Below are 19,218 nucleotides of genomic sequence, written 5' to 3' on the forward strand. Positions count from 1 at the left end.
ACCTCTCTCTTTGGACTCAGGGTCAACATACAAGGAGCGAGCCTGCTCGCGATGGGTGCCAACGATAATGCGCCAAGCCTGACTGAACTCGGTGCCTGGACGTTCTTCGCCAGCAGGCTGGCTCTTACAGGGGTTAGCTGTGATTGGGCAATTTCAGCTGATATCACGCCGAACTCGCACCACTCCCATTTTCAAGCCAAACGGGCGGAACACAGCGTTCAGCGACTTCAGGGTCTGATTGCCTTCGCCGTGCTCGATATGCACCAACGTGCGCACGGAAATCTTGCACATTTTGGCAAATTGGGTTTGGTGCAAACCGGTGACTTCCGTGCGCAAACGCCGGACGGCTTCACCGATTTCGAGAGTGCCTTGCGCCAATCCTTCCTGGATGCTTTCGATCAACAGAGCCCGGGCGTCAATGGTAATGGTCATTTCAGCCCCCAGCTTTTCAAACGCTGCTCAAGGTTTCTCAAGGCAATAGCCGGATGGTTCATTGTGGCTTCGGGAAGGCCATCAGCGGCAAGCATATCGGGCAAAGCCATGAACCGGGCAGCGTCTTCCCGCAGGCCTTCATACAGTGCTTGCGGATCGCCAATCTGCGCCAATGAATCACACACTTCACGCCATTTCACTTCCCCCGCCACCTCAAGGCCTTTAGGCCACTTGGTCGTACGTGTGACACCTTCGTCGTCCATGACCATCGGCGCCAAATCGTAAATCGGTGCCAGACGGAAGGAATCGCTGCCGCGGATAATTGATGTATTGCGACCGTGGTTATCGGAATTGCCCAGAATCTTGTTGATCAAGTCTCGTCGCAAATATTCAGATATCAGCTCGGGGATTTGCTCTTCCTGCCCGGCCTGCGCCCAAAGTCGGGCCAGGAGCTGGATCACTTCCAGATGGTTCATGTAACTGCCTGGCACCACAACACCCGCCAGCGAGTAGATCGACTCCACTGCAGAGCGCTCAACCCCCAGATCATTCACACTTCGATCGAATCGCTTCATCCACAGGCTGGGTTTGGTCGCCTGCTCAAACGCAAGCCCGTCCAATGCGATCGTGTCGATTCCCAAGGCGTGCAATGCCTTGTAGTAGTGAAATTCGCTTTTGAGAATGATCTGATCGGTCTGAGTAGCCCGGTTGCGAGCGAACTTTACAAACCAGTGTTGCTCCACTTGATCGTCGCTCAATACAGCGTCTGGATACAGCAATCCATCCCGCCCCCGGGACATGAGCAGCTTGGGAGCCTCCCCTCCTGCGCCCGTCGCGCCACCAATGGCCGCACCCTGTTCATAGGCGTACTCGAGAAACGTACTGTCTCGAGCGATCACTTCGTCACGTCGAAATCCCATCGCGGGTCTGTCATCTACAGCCTCAGCAGACTCTTTGATACGCATGTTACCTATCGGCGCGGGAGTGCTGCGTCCCAGTAAAAACAGATCAGCGCTGATACCTTCAGGTTTGTCCTGACCTACCCGACTCATGAGAAACCGCTTGGCCGCGCCCGCCGGCGCTATATCGTGCAGGAAAGCCGGGGCTTTTTTCAGCGAAGCGCTTTCCCAGCTCAGCGGCAATCTGGCACTCACCGCTTTGTTGAAAGGCGAGTCGACAAATTCGAGATTATCCGCCACGTATCCAGTCTTGTAGCCAAACCGGCAGGGCCCCTCAAAACCTTTCTCTGGGTCCGCAAACACAAGCGTCATCGCATCTTCCCAACGACCCGAGGCATATAGTTGAAGCGTCACTGAATACATGGGATATCCGCAATTTAATGCACATTATTGCCAGTCAAATGCGCCTTGATTGCAATATAGTGCAGATTCTCTGACATCACGTAGAACTCATATGCAAAGAAATGCAGATTTTTAAAAAATGTAGCGGTAAATCTGCACTTAAATGCAGATCTCACTGCAAAGCCCGACATCAATTTGTAAAAACCCTCCGCTATACAGGACGCCCTGCTTATAACAAAAGGCCGTCCATCATGACCTCCCCGCCCCAGCATTTGGCACTTGTCATCAGCCTGGTGATCAGTACAGGCACCATTGCCGCGCCGTACAAAAACCTGCAGATCGACACGGCCACCACCACTGCGCAAACCCTCGGCGGTGCAGACACATTGACGATCTCCGCGCCAGGCAGCATTACCCATGCCGGCAAGGCCGTCAGCCTCAAGGACGGTACGGCCGGTGTCGGCGTGGTGATCGATAACGCGGGGCAGATCGTTTCTACCGGTGGACGGGCGATCGACAGCAGCGGCGACCTGACCCAGGCGCGCAACTACAGCATTTACAACCGCGCCGGTGGCCAGATTCTCGGCTTCAACGACGCGTTGCGCATCGACAGCAACTTCGTCAGTGGCAGCCTGTTGATCGATAACAGCGGCATCATCCGCTCGACAACCGGCCAAGGCCTGGACCTCGATGCACTGCGCAGCACCGGGGTCACGACCACCATCATCAACCGCGCGGGCGGGCTGATTCGTGGTGATGCCAGCGACGGCATGAAGACCGGCGCCAATGCGAGCATTACCAACTATGGCGAGATTTCCACCGGCGACTCGCACAACGCCGACCAGAAATTCGACGGCATCGACATCGACTCGGCCAGCGGCGTGACAGTGACCAACTACGGCACCATCACGGGGGGACGCCACGGCATTACCACCGATCTGGGCGCGACCCTCACCAACTATGGACATGTTACCGGGCGCAACGGCTCCGGTTTCGGTTCCGACGGCGATGGTACGGTGATCAACCACGGCACCATCACCGGCGCCTATTCCGGCCTGCAAGCCAATGGCGACGGCGATGGCGTAGACATCGACAACATCGCCCACATCGAAAACTACGGCACGATCCAGGGTGTTGGTGCCGGCGGTGTGGACAAGAACGGGTTCACCAACGGCAGCGAAGGGATCGCATTGGGCGGTGGTTATGTGCTGAACGCCCAAGGCGCGATGATCAGCGGTGCCACAAGTGCCATTCTGGTTGACGACGGCAGCGGCGGCTCGGGCCTCGCGGCAACCGCGCTGGAAAACTTCGGCACCATCCAGGGTCTCGATGGTTTCGGCGTGAAGTTCGTCGGCGAGTTCGCTGACAGCGTCGTCAACGGCGGCACCATCAGCGGCAGCAATGGCTTGGCTTTGGACCTTGGTGGTGGTAACGACAGCCTGAGCTTGCGCAACGGCAGCCGATTCATTGGGACTGTGGACGGCGGCAGCGGTTACGACCGTGTAGTGATGGACGATGCGTCGGGCGGCAGCTTCGGCAACAGTCGCCACTTCGAATGGCTGGAGGTCGAGCAAGGGGTATGGACCCTGAACGGCAGCGCAGATTTCAGTGACGGTGGTGCGATACGTAACGGCGCAACGCTGATCAACCAGGGTGGCATCAGCGGCAGCATGACTGTCGATGCAGGTGGCGTGTATGCCGGCGGCGGTTCGGTGGGCAACTTGATGGTCAATGGCACTCTGCTGACCAACAGCCAACTCGGCACTGCGACCGTCACCCACGACTTGACCATGGGTAGCGGCTCGACAATCGCATACGGCGTAAATGCAGATGGCAGCAGCGCACCGATCATGGTCGGCGGCACGGCCAATCTCAACGGCGCGACGCTGGCCGTAAACCCCGGCAGCGGCACCTATCCGTGGCAAAGCCATTACACCGTGTTGCAGGCAGCGGTCGTGAACGGCACCTTCGGCAATGTCACCAGCGATTACGCGTTTATCACGCCAACCTTGGCTTATACGCCAACCCGGGTCGACCTGACCTACACCCGTAACGATGTCGCCTTCAACGAATTCGCCGTCACCGGTAATGGCAGTAGCGCCGCCAACAGCCTGACCTCCCTCGGCAAAAACAATACGCTGTACAACGCCTTGCTCAACACCACCGGCGCAACCGCGGGTGCAGCCATCGAGCAGCTCAGCGGTGCCAGCAACGCTGACCTGGCCAGCGCAACCCTCGGTGTCAGTAACCAGATCGGCGCCAGCATGCTGTCGGCGATGCATCAGATGGGCGGCCGTTCGGCTTTGCTGGTGGGCCTCGATCAACGGGACATGCCGGTCCTCGCCGCGAACGGCGTCCCCCGTGATGCTCGCAACCTCAATGACCCGAATGCCCAAGGCCGACTCTGGCTGCAAGCCATTGGCGGCTACGGCAAACTCGACGGCGAACACGGCAGCAGCGGACTTGAACAACGCAGCAAAGGCACGGTACTGGGCGCCGATTGGGCGCTCGATGGGCAATGGAAACTGGGTGTGCTTGGCGGTTATTCAAAGACCGATCTGGAAGCCACAGGCGTCGATGGCAATGTCGAAAGCTGGCACGCCGGCGTCTATGCGTTGCGCCAAAGCGGCCCGTTGGCTCTGCGCCTCGGCGCGGCATATAGCGGTCATCAGGGTGAAAGCAAACGCACCGTGGCATTCAACGGTTTCAGCGACCGGCCCAAAGGTGATTACGACGCCGACAGCCAACAGGCATTCGCCGAACTCGGGTACGCCATGGGCAACGGTCGCCTCAGCGCCGAACTGTTCGCCAACCTTGGCTACCAGCGCTATCACCGCGACAGTTATGAAGAAAAAGGAGGCGCTGCGGCCCTGCACGTCGACGGTCAAACCGAGGACAACTTCAGCACAACCTTCGGCCTGCGCCTTGCGCACCTGAACAGCCTCGAGAACGGCATGAGCCTCACCCCGCGCATGACTGCCGGCTGGAAACACACCTACGGCGATGTCAGCAACTCGACACGCCAGGCCTTCGTGGTCGGTGGCACAGCGTTCAGTGTGGATGGCAGCTCACTGGATCGCGACAGCCTGGTGCTGGAAGCCGGACTGGATGTGGGCATTTCGGCACGCCATAGCGTCGGCGTTGGCTATTCCGGAGAAATCGGCAGCAACAGTCGCAACCATGGAGTGATCGGGCAGTGGCAGATTAGTTTCTGACAGCCCGCTGGCCGCACTCGTCCTGATTTTTTGTAAGAACAATCGTCTTCTTTCTCAGATAAATACAGCCACCTTTAGGTGGCTGTATTTTTTCTGCGCCCCATTCCGACATCAGCCGCAGCACCTGCGGATGCGCCTGACATCGATATTTTTCACTGCCTTTTAGAGTTTGGCTTCCTGTCAAAAGAGGCCGTACTCGATGCCCGTTCAACACAAATACCGACCGAAACATCTGGCGCTGGCGATTGCGCTCGCAGTGGGTTGCGCTGAAATTTCACTTGCCCAGCAAGTGTCCATCGATACCAGCATTGCTCCGGATGCAACACCGGAGCAGCTCATGGCGGCACTGGATGCATTCATCAATGATCCCACCACTGACAAACAGACCATTGGCAAAGCAGCGGATGGCGTTAACCGGACATTCGGCGATGGAAATGACCTGGTCATTGTATCTGGCCGAGGCGCCCTTTCCGGGTTGATTGACGGTGGTGGCGGGGACAATTTCCTGCAACTCGATACCGCGAGCGGTGGCACATTGGACGACAGTCGACGTTTTGCAGGTCTGGAGCTCAAACGCAGCACCTGGACCGTGAATGGCTCCGGTGATTTCAACATTGGGGTCTTGATTCGTTCAAAAGCAACGCTAATCAACGAAGGGCACATTCTGGGTGGGGCACTGACCCTGGGAACGCTGGTCAACAATGGGAAGATTGGCGGCGGCGCGACGGTGCGACCGGGAGGTTTCCTGAACAACCCGGGCTTTATCGAAGGCGACGTCGAGGTTGAAGAAAAAGGCGTTTTTGCGGGCAGCGGCTTGACCGGTTCCCTCACCGTGAATGGAAAACTTTCTGTCAACAGTTTGCACGGTGCACCAAAGTTCAAAGGTGACTTGAATCTCTCGAAAACCGCCGAGTTGAGCTACGAGATCGATGATGGGCTCAACAGTGAAACGATTGTGGTCGATGGCACCGCCAACCTCGGCGGCGCCACACTGAACATCGTGGCGGCATCGGGTGATTACCCGCTGATCAGCGAAAAAACCATCCTGGCTGCCAGCAAAGTCGAAGGCGAATTCGGGAAAGTTCTCAACAATCTTGCGTTCCTCACACCCAAGCTCGACTACCAGGACAAGACTGTAGGCTTGATCTTCGTCCGCAACAACGTGTCGATGGCCAATGCCGCCATCACGGATAACGGCAGGGAACTCGGAAACAGCGTTAACGATATGGAGCTCCAAACACCCTCTGCCGCAGAAGACCCGAATCTATCCACGGATGCCGATTCATCCGTTCCTGCCTTAATTCCAACTACTGCCGATGAGAATCTGTCGACAGCCGCGACGGCAACTACCACTGAACAGCCTGCCACAGCCGCAATACCCGCTGCCAATAACCAGATCGTCACCATTGCAACGGCATCTACCACTGACAAATCCGTCGCCTCACTACCAAAGGCACCCATCCCCACAAACGCTGCGGTCGCAGCCCTGCTCCGCGCTGACAAACAGACCGCATCTATTGCCATCGAGCAACTGGCCGCCAGCCAAAACGCCAACCTCGCGAAGGCGACCCTGAACAGTGACAGCCCAATCAGCGCAACCATGCTCTCAGCCATGCGTCAGCTGGACAGTGCCAGTGGCTATGGCAACGCCACGAGGCGCAATGCACCACGCCTGGCTGCCGGCAGCGAAGACAATGGTCGGGTCTGGCTGCAAGCATTGGGTCATGGTGGGACCCTGGATCGCGATTACGATGCTCTGAAACACACCACCCACGGGCTGGTAATCGGAGCGGACTGGGGTATTGCAGAGGACTGGCGGCTGGGTGTTATCAGCGGCAAATCCGACACGCGCCTGAACAGTCGCGGACTCGACGGCAATCTCGACAGCTGGCATGTGGGAGCCTACGCCCTGCGTCAAAACGGTCCCCTGTCAATGCGACTGGGTGCGACCTACAGCAGCCACGATGGCAGCACTAAACGACGGGTTGCCTTCAAAGGTTTCAGCGACCGCCCCGAAGGCCGCTACGATGCCAGCACCCAGCAGGCTTTCGCGGAATTGGGTTACAACCTGGGCCGGGCGAATGTCAGCATCGAACCGTTTGCCAGCCTGGGCTACCAACGCTATCAGCGCGATACCTTCACGGAAAAAGGTGGTGCAGCGGCACTGAAGGTACACGGTCAAACGCAGAACAATCTGAACAGCACATTCGGCCTGCGACTGGCGAAGCTCACCGCGCTGGATAACGGCATGCAACTGACCCCGCGGTTCAGTGCTGGCTGGAAACACATCTACGGGGACGTCTACAGCGATACTCGCCAACAAATAGTTACGGGTGGAAAAAACTTCACTGTTTCCGGCGTGCCACTGGATCGTGACAGCCTGCTGGTCGATGCCGGGCTGGACCTTGGATTTTCAGCGAAACACACGCTGGCCGTCGGCCTCACGGGTGAGATCGGCACCGACAGCCGCAACCACGGCGTTACAGGTCAGTGGCGAATGAGTTTCTGAGAGCCCAAACCCGAGGCGAAAAAAAGGGGAGCACATGCTCCCCCGAGGTTTAAAGCGGTAGATCGAGGCTGTTAACTCAGCCTTCGATTTCGATCAGGATTTCGCCCGGGTTCACCCGGTCGCCCTTGGCCACGTGAATGGCGGTGACTTTACCGGCGATGGCCGCCTGCACTTCGGTTTCCATCTTCATCGCTTCGGTGATCAGCACCGCTTGGCCAGCCTTGACGGAGTCGCCTTCCTTGACCAGCACATCGACGATGTTGCCCGGCATGGTGGTGCTGACGTGGCCCGGAGCTGTGGCTTGCTTGCGCTTGCTGCTGCCGCCGCCGACAAATTCGTTGAGCGGTTCGAACACCACTTCTTCCGGCATACCGTCGATGGACAGGTAGAAATGCCGCTTGCCTTCGGACTTGACGCCAACACCGGTGATATCGACGCGGTAGGTTTCGCCGTGCACGTCGATGACGAACTCGGTCGGTACGCCTTCGCCGCCAGCCGATGCAACACCACCGGCCTCAGGAATCGGCAACAGCACTTCAGGTGTCAGGGTGCCGGCAGCACGTTCCTCGAGGAACTTGCGACCGATATCCGGGAACATCGCGAAGGTCAGCACGTCTTCTTCGGACTTGGCCAATGCACCGATGTCAGCGCGCAGCTTGGCCATTTCCGGTTTGAGCAGATCGGCCGGACGAACGTCGATTACCTCTTCGCTGCCAATGGCCTGGCGACGCAGCTTCTCGTTCACGGTGCCCGGTGCCTTGCCGTAGCCACCTTGCAGGTAAAGCTTCACTTCGTTGGTGATCGTCTTGTAACGCTCACCGGCCAGCACGTTGAAGAACGCCTGGGTGCCGACGATCTGCGAAGTCGGGGTCACCAACGGAGGGAAGCCGAGGTCTTCACGAACGCGCGGGATTTCGGCCAGCACTTCGCCCATGCGGTTCAGCGCGCCCTGCTCCTTCAACTGGTTGGCGAGGTTGGAAATCATCCCGCCCGGCACCTGGTTGACTTGCACACGAGTGTCGACAGCGGTGAATTCGCTTTCGAACTGGTGGTACTTCTTGCGCACGGCGTAGAAGTACAGGCCGATTTCCTGCAACAACTCCAGGTCCAGGCCTGTGTCGAATTCGCTGCCTTTGAGCGCAGCCACCATCGATTCGGTGCCTGGGTGGCTGGTGCCCGAGGCGAAGCTGGAGATCGCGGTGTCGATGTGGTCGGCACCGTTTTCAATTGCCTTGAGCTGGCACATCGTCGCCAGACCGGCGGTGTCATGGGAGTGGATGAACACGGGAAGCGACTGTTCGGCTTTCAACGCCCGCACCAGTTCACCGGTGGCGTATGGGGTCAGCAGGCCGGCCATGTCCTTGATCGCCACCGAGTCGCAACCCATGGCTTCCATTTGCTTGGCTTGCGCCACGAAAGCATCAATCGTGTGCACCGGGCTGGTGGTGTAGGCGATGGTGCCCTGAGCGTGCTTGCCTGCGGCTTTCACCGCTTCGATCGCCACGCGCAGGTTACGCACGTCGTTCATCGCGTCGAAGATGCGGAACACGTCGATGCCGTTGACCGCGGCCTTGGCAACGAAAGCTTTGACCACGTCGTCGCTGTAGTGGCGATAGCCCAGCAGGTTCTGACCGCGCAGGAGCATTTGCAGACGCGTGTTAGGCAGTGCCGCGCGCAGTTGGCGCAGACGCTCCCACGGGTCTTCTTTAAGGAAACGTACGCAGGCGTCGAACGTCGCCCCACCCCAGCACTCCAGCGACCAGTAGCCGACTTTGTCGAGCTTGTCGCAGATCGGCAGCATGTCTTCGGTGCGCATGCGGGTCGCCAGCAGCGATTGGTGGGCGTCGCGCAGGATGGTGTCGGTTACATGGATCTTCTTGGACATTGTTCTATTCCTCACAGGCCTGCGTGGGCGGCGATGGCGGCGGCGATGGCCAGGGCCAGCTCTTCGGGTTTGCGCTTGATCGAGTAGTTGGTCAGTTCAGGGTGGCTTTCAACGAAGCTGGTGTTGAACTGGCCGCTACGGAATTCCGGGTTACGCAGGATTTCCTGGTAGTACGCGGCGGTGGTCTTGACCCCTTGCAGACGCATGTCGTCCAGAGCTCGCAAGCCACGGTCCATCGCCTCTTCCCAGGTCAGCGCCCACACCACCAGTTTCAGGCACATGGAGTCGTAGAACGGCGGAATGGTGTAACCGGTGTAAATCGCCGTGTCGGTACGCACGCCGGGACCGCCGGGCGCGTAGTAACGGGTGATCTTGCCGAAGCTCGGCAGGAAGTTGTTTTTCGGGTCTTCGGCGTTGATCCGGAATTGCAGGGCAAATCCACGGTGGTGGATGTCTTCCTGTTTCACCGAAAGCGGCAGACCGGAAGCGATGCGGATCTGCTCGCGGACGATGTCGATGCCGGTGATTTCTTCGGTGATGGTGTGTTCCACCTGCACCCGGGTGTTCATCTCCATGAAGTACACCTCGCCTTCAGCGAGCAGGAACTCCACAGTACCGGCGTTCTCGTAACCCACAGCCTTGGCTGCACGCACCGAAAGGTCACCGATATAGGCGCGCTGTTCAGGGGTCAGTTGCGGGCTCGGGGCGATCTCGATCAGCTTCTGGTTGCGGCGCTGGATCGAGCAGTCACGCTCGAACAGATGCACGACGTTGCCGAAACTGTCGCCCAGGATCTGCGCTTCGATGTGCTTGGGATTGACGATGCATTTTTCCAGGAACACTTCAGCGGAACCAAACGCCTTGGTGGCTTCGGAGATCACGCGAGGGAACGCCTGTTCGAGCTCTTCGCGGCTGTTGCAGCGACGAATGCCGCGGCCGCCGCCACCGGAAGTGGCCTTGAGCATCACCGGGTAGCCGATACGATCGCCTTCGGTCAAGGCTTCTTCGATGCCCGAGACGTTGCCTTCGGTACCTGGGGTAACCGGCACGCCAGCCTTGATCATGCTGCGGCGGGCTTCGGTCTTGTCGCCCATGCGGCGAATCACTTCAGCCGATGGACCGATGAATTTGATCCCGCGTTCTGCGCAGATGTCTGCCAGTTCAGCGTTCTCGGAGAGGAAGCCGTAGCCGGGGTGCAATGCATCACAACCAGTTTCCACGGCCAGGTTCACCAGCTTGCGCGGGTTCAGGTAGCCCGCCAATGGCTCGGCGCCAATGCTGTGGGCCTCGTCCGCACGCTTCACATGCAGGGCATGACGGTCGGCATCGGAATAGATCGCGACCGAGCGAATGCCCATCTCGGCGCAGGCACGCACGATGCGTACGGCAATCTCACCACGGTTGGCGATCAGGATCTTTGTTATCACTTGGAGGTTCCCTTGAGCCGGTGGTACCCACGACCTGCTAGACCAGGTCGACGCGTGACCAAATGTTTCAATTTGGTCGCAGCCCCACACTAGCGCCCACAAGGGATTAACAAAAATGAATAATTATTGGGTCATGCATAAGTAAAGACTTATAGTTGCTGCATCAGCCAGCGGCGAGGGGACTAATAAAATGCGTAAGTCATTGATGCGTATGACGTTGCGTCAGTTGCAGATCTTCAATGAAGTCTGCGATTTGAGGTCCTACAGCCGCGCAGCCGACGAAATGTCGCTCACACAACCGGCCGTAAGCCTGCAGATTCGCCAACTCGAAGAACTGGTTGGCCAGCCATTGTTCGATTACGTCGGTAAAAAACTCTACATGACCGAAGCGGCCGAAGCACTGCAACGCGCCAGCCGGGACATTTTCGGGCGCCTGGAAAACCTCGATATGCAGCTATCGGACATGCAGGGCTCCCTCCAGGGTCAATTGAAACTGGCGGTGGAATCGAGCGCCAAGTACTTCGTTCCGCACTTGTTTGCCGCGTTCAAGCGCCAGCATCCGGAGGTCAACCTGCAATTGACGGTGGTCAACCGGGGGCAGGTGATTCGACGCCTCTCGGACAACCGTGACGACCTGGTCATCATGTCCATGGTGCCACAGGACATGGGTCTGGAATTCCTGCCATTCCTGAACAATCCGATTGTCGCCGTGGCGCCACCGAATCATCCACTGTGCCACATGGGCCCCCTGCGCCTGCAGGATCTGGAACCTTATACCCTGCTGCTGCGCGAGCCCGGTTCGGGGACACGCCTGGCGTGCGAAGAGTACTTCAAGGAAAAGCGCGTGCACTTCAACCAGACACAGGAAGTGTCATCAGCCGAAGCTCAACGCGAATGCGTGCTGGCGGGTCTGGGCGTGGCGTTGTTGACGCGCCACGCCCTGAACCTCGAACTGGCGACCGGTGGGTTGATCGAGTTGCCGGTCGAAGAACTGCCGCTTTATCGCAGCTGGTGTCTGGTGCAAGCCAAGGCTAAACGGCTGTCACCGGTGGCTCACGCCTTCCTTGCGTTCGTGCGCAGCGAGCGGGTGCAGATCAGCGGCCTGGTTGAGCGCTTCGCCGGGAAGCTGTCGGCGCAGCCTGCCAATAATTGAGCTCGAAATCTTCAGGAAAATCGCCAATCTCGGCCAGAAGCTGACGGCGCTCGCAACGATCTTCAATAGCGCGGCGAAACTCCATGCGCCGTTGATCTTCTTGTTGACGACGGGTTTTGACAGCGCTGTTGCGTTCTTCGTAAGGCAGGGCCATTTCAAGTCTCCCAAGACGAGTACGGGAGTTTCAAGATAGACGTGGGGGATGACGGTTTGGCGGCTTGATGGTTACAGACCGATGAATGTTGTTTGGTCCTGTGGCGAGGGAGCTTGCTCCCGTTCGGCTGCGCAGCAGTCGCACAATTTTGGGGCCGCTTCGCGACCCAGCGGGAGCGAGCTCCCTCGCCACAGGGGGCCGCGCGGGCCTTGAAGTCAGTCGTCCAGCGCTTTCACCGATTTGGGCGACAACCGCAAGCTGCGCAAACTGCGTTTAACGCTCTTGAGGTGGTTGACCAGGCTCGGCCCGCGCGCCATTGCCACGCCCATCGCCAATACGTCGATTACCACCAAATGGGCAATACGCGAGGTCAGCGGCGTGTAGATTTCGGTGTCTTCGTGCACGTCGATCGCCAGGTTGACCGTCGACAACTCGGCCAACGGTGTCTGGCTCGGGCACAGGGTAATCAGCGAAGCGCCGCTCTCACGCACAAGATTGGCAGTGATCAATAGATCCTTGGAGCGCCCGGACTGGGAGATGCAGATCGCCACGTCTGTCGGTTTCAACGTCACCGCCGACATCGCTTGCATATGCGGATCGGAGTACGCCGCTGCGGTCAGCAACAAACGGAAGAACTTGTGCTGCGCATCCGCCGCTACCGCACCCGAAGCACCGAAACCGTAGAACTCGACCCGCTGCGCCTGGGACATCAGCGTCACTGCTCGCTGCAATTCCAGTGGGTCGAGCTTTTCTCGAACCTCCATCAGGGTATGCAACGTGGTGTCGAAGATCTTCAGGCTGTAGTCAGCCACCGAATCGTCTTCATGGATCGCGAATTGCCCGAAACTCGCACCGGCTGCCAGGCTCTGGGCCAGCTTCAGTTTCAGGTCCTGGAACCCGGAACACCCGATGGCGCGGCAAAAGCGCACGATGGTCGGCTCACTGATGCCTACGCTATGGGCCAGGTCGGCCATGGAGCTGTGCATCACAGCCGCAGGGTCAAGCAGCACATGATCGGCGACCTTGAGCTCCGACTTGCGTAACAGGTGACGTGACTGGGCGATGTGTTGCAGCAGATTCAAAGGGCTGGACTCTTTGTTATTGGCAGGTGCCGGGGATGTAGCACGCTTGTAGTTATACTACATGAATCGGCTTTTTGCCTGCTCAATGCGTTACCGAATCCCTCGATTTCTGGCGTCCGCGCCTCATGTAGCACTCATGACGCGGGGCCGAAACACTGGTTTTGAACTGGCAAATATTTACTTAGTTACTTGGCAATATATAAAACCAATGCGGCATGAGCACTCGATAACAACACACGCCGATTTACAAATCAAACTAACAAAATTCAACCAAAGCAAACTTCAGCTGGGTATATTAATTGCGCAGGAAGCGAATCAAAACTAAAGGAGCTACACATCATGACTATTAAAACCAAAGGCTGGACCGCACAGATCGACCGCATGCCAGGCGCCGCTTCGTTTCGCACCTATGGCATCGTAACCGTGGCGCATACGGGCATTACACCAAAGCTGGAAGTGAGCGAAGAGCAAGATAAATCCTATGACTTGCGCCTGGAACTTAAACTGGAAAACTCCAATGAAATTTCACTGCAAGTCGAAACCGACAAGTTTGTAGAATACAAAGTGCCGGGCAACTCTGATATTTGCAGCGTGAGCATCTTCTACGAAGGAAAGTTGCTGCACCATATCGATAAAGTATCGATCACCCACTAAGCATCAATTGCGCTTCCGGCAATTCAGGCGTCCCGCAGTCTCAGCTGCTGAGACCGGGACGCCTTCTACTCAACTGGCGGCCTGAGCATGCAGCAAGCCGGCCAGGGTTTCGGCCTCTACCGGGCGGCTGACCAGATAACCCTGCACTTCATCACAGTGTTCAGCCTTCAGAAACTCAAGCTGTTCGATCCGCTCGACGCCTTCCGCCACGACCTTCAATGCCAGGCCGTGCGCCATGGCGATGATCGCCCGAGTAATCGCCGCATCTTCGCTACCCTCCCCCAGGCCACGAATGAACGCTTGATCGATCTTCACGTAATCGACGGGAATCCGCTTCAGATAACTCAAGGACGAATAGCCTGTGCCGAAATCATCAATCGCCAGTTTCACGCCCAGATCACGTAATTGCTGGAACGTCGCAATGATGTGTTCGACGCTGTCCAGCAACTGGCTTTCGGTGAGTTCCAGCTCAAGGTAGCGCGGCTCCAGCCCGGTTTCTTCCAGGACCTGGCGCACCAGACTGACCAGCTTGCCCTGTCGCAGTTGGTGCACGGACAGGTTCACAGATACCCGAATCGCTTCAAGTCCCTGCCGCTGCCATTCACAGGCTTGCCAGCAAGCCTGACGCAGTACGAACTCGCCTATCGGACCAATCAGCCCGGTTTCCTCGGCCAACCCGATGAAATCCCCAGGAGGCACTCGGCCCATGGTCGGGTGATCCCAACGCACCAAGGCCTCGGCGGCATTCAACTTGCCCGTGGCAAGGCACAATTTCGGTTGATAAAACACCTTCAACTGCTTCTCTTCGACAGCCTTTCGCAGTTGGTTTTCCATTTGCAAACGCTCCAGCGTGCTGGCTTGCAAACTGTCGGTATAGAACTGGAAGTTGTTCCCTCCCAGATGCTTTGCGTGCTGCATGGCCATGTTCGACTGACTGACCAATGCCGAAATATCTCGGGCGCTGTCCGGCAATAAACTGATGCCCATCGACGCGCTGACCACCAGCTCATGCCCATCAATGGTCACCGGCAACCGCAACTTGCTCGCCAGACGCGTCGCCACCCGCGCCAGGCTCGACAGGTTGCCGTAAGCGTTGAACAGCACCGCGAATTCGTCACCGGACAGGCGCGCGATGGTGTCCGCTTCCGGCAATGCATTCACCAACCGTCGAGCCATCTTCTGCAACAACTGGTCAGCGATTTCATGCCCCAGGCTGTCGTTGAGCTGCTTGAAGCGGTCCAGATTGATGTGCAGCAACGCCAGGCTGCGATAACCGCCCTGACGCACCCGTTGATGCGCTTCGCTGAGTCGTTCGCGGAACATCGAGCGGTTGGCCAGGCCGGTCAGTTCGTCGTAATGCGTAAGATAACGCATGCGCTCTTCGGACTCTCGGCGCGCCGAAAGATCAGCGAAGAAGCCCACGATATGACTGACATTTCCCCGAGTATCGCGTACGGCGTTCAGCTGCAGCCATTGCGGATACATCTCGCCGTTCTTGCGGGTTTCCACCAGTTCGCCTTGCCAACTGCCCTGCTGTTCCAGCGCCTGGTGAATCGCCGCGTAATGCCTGCGCGCATCGCGGCTGCACGGTAATTCAACGACATTGCGCCCGATCATGTCCTCGATGTCGTAGCCGGTCACCCGACTGAAAGCCTGATTGATCGCGATAAGCTTGTAATTCGGATCGAAAATCACAATGCCTTCGCTGGCCGCTTCGAACACGGTCGCGGCCAGCTGCCGCTGCTCTTCCAGACCTTTGCTGACGCTGATGTCGCGACGGGTGCCGACCATGCGAATCACCCTTGCGTTTTCGCCACGCTCGACTGCCCGCCCGCGGTCCTCGATCCAGACCCAGTGGCCGTCGCCATGCCGCACGCGATATTCGATCTGATAGTCCTCGGTGCGCCCTTTCAAATGCTCGACCAGTGCTCTTTTTAGTCCGGGAAGGTCCTCCGGGTGCAGCCGCGGCTTGAGGTGACGCAAAATGCCCGTCACCTGTTCCGGCTCCAGGCCGAACAATTCCTGAATCTGCGTGTGGTGAACTTCGTCGGTTTGCAGGTTCCAGTCCCACAGCCCCAATTCGCTGGCCTTCAGGGCCAGCGCCAGGCGCGCTTCACTCTTGCTCAACGCCTGGCTGGCGGCGTCCAGTTCGAGGCTGCGCTGGGCAACACGGTTTTCCAGGTCGGTCTGGATTTCCCGCAATTCTTCTTCGGCACGCTGGCGTTGCTCAATTTCCTTGGCCAGCTTCTGATTGAGCTGGTCACTGCAACTTTGTGCCTGTTGCAGGTGTTCGATGAGCGCCTGATTCTGAAAACGTCGCATCAAGCCCCGATCGATCAAACGATTGACCTGCCAGGCAACCACGCTCAGTGCACCCAGCAGAATCAATCCAAACCAGCCCCAACCTTGCTGCTGCTCGTCTCCCCCCCAAAACATGTAAGCGATGGCCGGCAGCAGACAGGGCAAGGTGAACGAAAGAAAGGCCGGCAAACTGACCGCATAAGCCACACTGGCGGAAAGCGCCGCGGCACCGATGAGGCCGAAGACCCAGGCCTGCTGAATGAAGTTATCGGCGGGAACCAGGGCGATGCCGGCACCCGCCAGAGTCAGGCCGGTGAGGCCGGAGCCCAATAAAAACATGCGTAGCCAAATGGGGTGAGCCTGACGATTGGGAATGGCCGAATCGAAGGCGGCAACCTGAATCACCCGCAATGCCACCAGTGACAGCAGCCATACCAGCCAGACCGTGACCAGGAAGTAACGCTGCGGACTCCAGAGTAAACCGGCGCAGACCAGACCATTGATCAACATGAACAGCGTAGGCAGCAGAGAGCCCTGATACAGCAGACGCGTGCGTTCGACCGCCATCTCCATGGCGTATTGTTTACGAATAACCCGGGGCTGCGCAGTGGGGCCCGACAGGTCGAAGCTGAGGGTCATAGGCGATATTCTTGTTCTTATAATGATGAGCATGAGCCCGAAACGTCGACGGAGCATACACAAGCATCTGCCCTGACCAAACTGCTGCCGGTCAAAAAACAGACAAATCTGCCTGCCACCCGCCCCCGCGCAAATGCCGCCAGGCATGTAGCTGCAATGCTTACGGACAATGACTGACCGGTCGTCCCGCACATCTCTTTCATCGGCTAATGCAAAGCGGGATTTGCCCGGTGTGGCGCCGCCCCCTAGAATGCCCCGATGCGCGATGACCTCTCCCTTTTGCTGAACTCCCTCAACGATGCCCAACGTCAGGCCGTAGCGGCCCCCGTAGGCCGTCAGTTGGTCCTGGCCGGTGCTGGTTCCGGTAAAACCCGAGTGCTGGTGCACCGTATCGCCTGGTTGATCCAGGTCGAAAACGCGTCGCCCCACTCCATTCTGTCGGTGACCTTCACCAACAAGGCCGCTGCCGAGATGCGTCACCGCATCGAACAGCTGATGGGTATCAACCCGGCCGGCATGTGGGTCGGCACCTTCCACGGCCTGGCGCACCGCTTGCTGCGGGCGCACTGGCAAGAGGCAGGCCTGAGCCAGACCTTCCAGATTCTCGACAGTGATGACCAACAACGATTGGTCAAGCGGGTGATCCGCGAGCTCGGCCTGGACGAGCAACGCTGGCCGGCGCGTCAGGCCCAATGGTTCATCAACGGGCAAAAAGACGAAGGTCTGCGTCCGCAACACATTCAAGCCAGCGGCGACCTGTTCCTGGCGACCATGCGCAGCATTTATGAAGCCTATGAGGCTGCGTGTCTGCGCGCCGGTGTCATCGACTTCTCCGAACTGCTGCTGCGCGCCCTCGACCTGTGGCGCGATCATCCGGGCCTGCTGGCGCATTATCAAAAGCGCTTCCGGCACATTCTGGTGGACGAGTTCCAGGACACCAACGCCGTGCAGTACGCCTGGTTGCGCTTGCTGGCCAAGGGCGGCGACAGCCTGATGGTGGTTGGCGATGACGACCAGTCGATCTATGGCTGGCGCGGCGCGAAAATCGAGAACATCTACCAGTATTCCGAAGACTTCCCGGACGCCGAGACCATTCGTCTGGAGCAAAACTACCGTTCCACGGCCGGTATCCTCAAGGCTGCCAACGCCCTGATCGCCAACAACACCGGTCGCCTGGGCAAGGAACTGTGGACCGACGGCGGCGATGGCGAAGCCATCAACCTGTATGCCGCCTTCAACGAACACGATGAAGCACGCTACGTTGTCGAAACCATCGAAAGTGCGCTGAAAACCGGCCTGGCGCGAAGCGATATTGCGATTCTGTACCGCTCCAACGCCCAATCGCGCGTTTTGGAAGAAGCCTTGCTGCGCGAGCGCATTCCGTACCGCATCTACGGTGGTCAGCGCTTCTTCGAGCGGGCGGAAATCAAAAACGCCATGGCCTACATGCGCCTGCTTGAAGGCCGTGGCAACGATGCCGCGCTGGAACGGGTGATCAACGTACCCGCCCGCGGCATCGGCGAAAAAACCGTCGAAGCGATTCGCGAGCATGCACGCCACAGCGATGTGTCGATGTGGGAAGCGATGCAACAACTGGTAGCCAACAAGGGCCTTACCGGTCGCGCCGCCAGCGCATTGGGCGCATTTGTCGAGCTGATCGAAAACCTTGCCGCCAAGTGCATGGAAATGCCGCTGCACCTGATGACCCAGACCGTCATCGAGCAGTCGGGGTTGATCGCCTATCACGAAGCGGAAAAAGGCGAGAAAGGCCAGGCCCGGGTAGAAAACCTTGAAGAACTGGTCAGTGCTGCGCGTAACTTTGAAAACAGCGAAGAGGACGAGGACCTGACGCCACTGGCGGCATTCCTCGGCCACGCGTCGCTGGAAGCTGGCGATACCCAAGCCGACGAGCACGAAGACAGCATTCAGCTGATGACCCTGCACAGCGCCAAGGGTCTGGAATTCCCTTACGTGTTCCTGGTGGGCATGGAAGAAGGCCTGTTCCCGCACAAGATGAGCCTGGAAGAGCCTGGCCGTCTCGAGGAAGAGCGGCGCCTGGCGTACGTCGGCATCACACGCGCCATGCAGAACCTGGTGATGACTTATGCGGAAACCCGACGCCTGTACGGCAGCGAGACCTACAACAAGGTGTCGCGTTTCGTACGCGAAGTGCCAAAAGGTCTGATTCAAGAAGTGCGGCTTTCCAACAGCGTCAGTCGCCCGTTTGGCGGCAACCAGTCGATGAGCGGCGGCAACCTGTTCAGCGGCAGCGAGATTCCGCAGACCGGCTTCAGCCTCGGCCAGACCGTGCGCCACTCGATTTTCGGGGACGGCGTGATCCTCAACTTCGAAGGCGCCGGGGCCGCGGCCAGGGTGCAGGTGAACTTCAGCGAAGGCAGCAAGTGGTTGATGCTGGGGTATGCGAAGCTGGAAGCGATTTAAAGCAATTTTCTGTGGGAGCGAACC

General features: G+C 58.4%; 12 protein-coding genes. 5 read left to right on the plus strand and 7 right to left on the minus strand.

From position 1 onward, the window contains the following. Positions 1 to 153: 153 nt before the first annotated feature. The gene (locus D8U18_RS17320; RefSeq protein WP_056854327.1) at positions 154 to 432 is read right to left on the minus strand and encodes a helix-turn-helix transcriptional regulator; all 279 of its coding nucleotides are present in this window, start codon (positions 430 to 432) and stop codon (positions 154 to 156) included. Continuing rightward, positions 429 to 1,754: a HipA domain-containing protein gene (locus D8U18_RS17325; protein ID WP_056854326.1), complete on the minus strand. Its 1,326-nt coding sequence runs from the start codon at positions 1,752 to 1,754 to the stop codon at positions 429 to 431. Before D8U18_RS17325 ends, D8U18_RS17320 begins: the two co-directional genes overlap by 4 nt. 230 nt (positions 1,755 to 1,984) lie before the next feature. Between D8U18_RS17325 and D8U18_RS17330 the strand changes: the two genes are divergently transcribed. Further along, positions 1,985 to 4,948: an autotransporter domain-containing protein gene (locus tag D8U18_RS17330; protein ID WP_131108077.1), complete on the plus strand. Its 2,964-nt coding sequence runs from the start codon at positions 1,985 to 1,987 to the stop codon at positions 4,946 to 4,948. A 199-nt stretch (positions 4,949 to 5,147) separates the two neighbouring features. Then, entirely contained in the window at positions 5,148 to 7,457 is a 2,310-nt protein-coding gene (locus D8U18_RS17335) for an autotransporter outer membrane beta-barrel domain-containing protein (protein ID WP_131108078.1), read from the plus strand. A 76-nt stretch (positions 7,458 to 7,533) separates the two neighbouring features. Here the strand turns inward: D8U18_RS17335 and oadA are convergent, their stop codons facing one another. Both oadA and D8U18_RS17345 read right to left on the minus strand, forming a co-directional pair. Continuing rightward, the gene (gene oadA, locus D8U18_RS17340; protein ID WP_056854323.1) at positions 7,534 to 9,342 is read right to left on the minus strand and encodes a sodium-extruding oxaloacetate decarboxylase subunit alpha; all 1,809 of its coding nucleotides are present in this window, start codon (positions 9,340 to 9,342) and stop codon (positions 7,534 to 7,536) included. A gap of 11 nt (positions 9,343 to 9,353) precedes the next feature. Beyond that, entirely contained in the window at positions 9,354 to 10,769 is a 1,416-nt protein-coding gene (locus D8U18_RS17345) for an acetyl-CoA carboxylase biotin carboxylase subunit (protein ID WP_131108079.1), read from the minus strand. 190 nt (positions 10,770 to 10,959) lie between these two features. On the opposite strand from D8U18_RS17345, the gene D8U18_RS17350 reads away from it, so the two are divergent. After that, positions 10,960 to 11,922 carry a LysR family transcriptional regulator gene (locus tag D8U18_RS17350; RefSeq protein ID WP_130903496.1) on the plus strand — a complete coding sequence of 321 codons (963 nt, stop codon included), beginning with the start codon at positions 10,960 to 10,962 and terminating at the stop codon, positions 11,920 to 11,922. On the opposite strand, the gene D8U18_RS17355 is transcribed toward D8U18_RS17350, so the two are convergent. Both D8U18_RS17355 and hexR read right to left on the minus strand, forming a co-directional pair. Continuing rightward, on the minus strand, positions 11,864 to 12,076 hold the full coding sequence (locus tag D8U18_RS17355; RefSeq protein WP_130903495.1) for a hypothetical protein: 213 nt from the start codon (positions 12,074 to 12,076) through the stop codon (positions 11,864 to 11,866). The genes D8U18_RS17350 and D8U18_RS17355 overlap by 59 nt on opposite strands. Positions 12,077 to 12,291: 215 nt before the next feature. Then, positions 12,292 to 13,158, minus strand: coding sequence for a transcriptional regulator HexR (hexR, locus tag D8U18_RS17365; protein ID WP_007954250.1), 867 nt, complete (start codon positions 13,156 to 13,158; stop codon positions 12,292 to 12,294). 339 nt (positions 13,159 to 13,497) lie between these two features. Here hexR and D8U18_RS17370 point away from each other — a divergent pair, with 339 nt between their 5' ends. After that, positions 13,498 to 13,812, plus strand: coding sequence for a hypothetical protein (locus D8U18_RS17370; protein ID WP_131108080.1), 315 nt, complete (start codon positions 13,498 to 13,500; stop codon positions 13,810 to 13,812). A 69-nt stretch (positions 13,813 to 13,881) separates the two neighbouring features. On the opposite strand, the gene D8U18_RS17375 is transcribed toward D8U18_RS17370, so the two are convergent. Beyond that, complete coding sequence (locus tag D8U18_RS17375; protein ID WP_056854319.1) at positions 13,882 to 16,752, minus strand: EAL domain-containing protein; 2,871 nt, start codon at positions 16,750 to 16,752, stop codon at positions 13,882 to 13,884. A 258-nt stretch (positions 16,753 to 17,010) separates the two neighbouring features. Between D8U18_RS17375 and uvrD the strand changes: the two genes are divergently transcribed. Next, on the plus strand, positions 17,011 to 19,194 hold the full coding sequence (gene uvrD / locus D8U18_RS17380; protein ID WP_130931301.1) for a DNA helicase II: 2,184 nt from the start codon (positions 17,011 to 17,013) through the stop codon (positions 19,192 to 19,194). The last annotated feature ends 24 nt before the right edge of the window (positions 19,195 to 19,218 follow it).

The sequence above is a fragment of the Pseudomonas sp. Sample_10 genome (genome assembly GCF_004321495.1).
Lineage (GTDB): Bacteria > Pseudomonadota > Gammaproteobacteria > Pseudomonadales > Pseudomonadaceae > Aquipseudomonas.

What these genes read in the sequence shown, in the direction of transcription:
- D8U18_RS17330 (WP_131108077.1), top strand. Translation starts at nt 1,985, where the DNA reads ATGACCTCCCCGCCCCAGCATTTGGCACTTGTCATCAGCCTGGTGATC.
- oadA (WP_056854323.1), bottom strand. Translation starts at nt 9,342, where the DNA reads ATGTCCAAGAAGATCCATGTAACCGACACCATCCTGCGCGACGCCCAC.
- D8U18_RS17325 (WP_056854326.1), bottom strand. Translation starts at nt 1,754, where the DNA reads ATGTATTCAGTGACGCTTCAACTATATGCCTCGGGTCGTTGGGAAGAT.
- D8U18_RS17320 (WP_056854327.1), bottom strand. Translation starts at nt 432, where the DNA reads ATGACCATTACCATTGACGCCCGGGCTCTGTTGATCGAAAGCATCCAG.
- D8U18_RS17375 (WP_056854319.1), bottom strand. Translation starts at nt 16,752, where the DNA reads ATGACCCTCAGCTTCGACCTGTCGGGCCCCACTGCGCAGCCCCGGGTT.
- D8U18_RS17355 (WP_130903495.1), bottom strand. Translation starts at nt 12,076, where the DNA reads ATGGCCCTGCCTTACGAAGAACGCAACAGCGCTGTCAAAACCCGTCGT.
- D8U18_RS17350 (WP_130903496.1), top strand. Translation starts at nt 10,960, where the DNA reads ATGCGTAAGTCATTGATGCGTATGACGTTGCGTCAGTTGCAGATCTTC.
- D8U18_RS17370 (WP_131108080.1), top strand. Translation starts at nt 13,498, where the DNA reads ATGACTATTAAAACCAAAGGCTGGACCGCACAGATCGACCGCATGCCA.
- D8U18_RS17335 (WP_131108078.1), top strand. Translation starts at nt 5,148, where the DNA reads ATGCCCGTTCAACACAAATACCGACCGAAACATCTGGCGCTGGCGATT.
- uvrD (WP_130931301.1), top strand. Translation starts at nt 17,011, where the DNA reads ATGCGCGATGACCTCTCCCTTTTGCTGAACTCCCTCAACGATGCCCAA.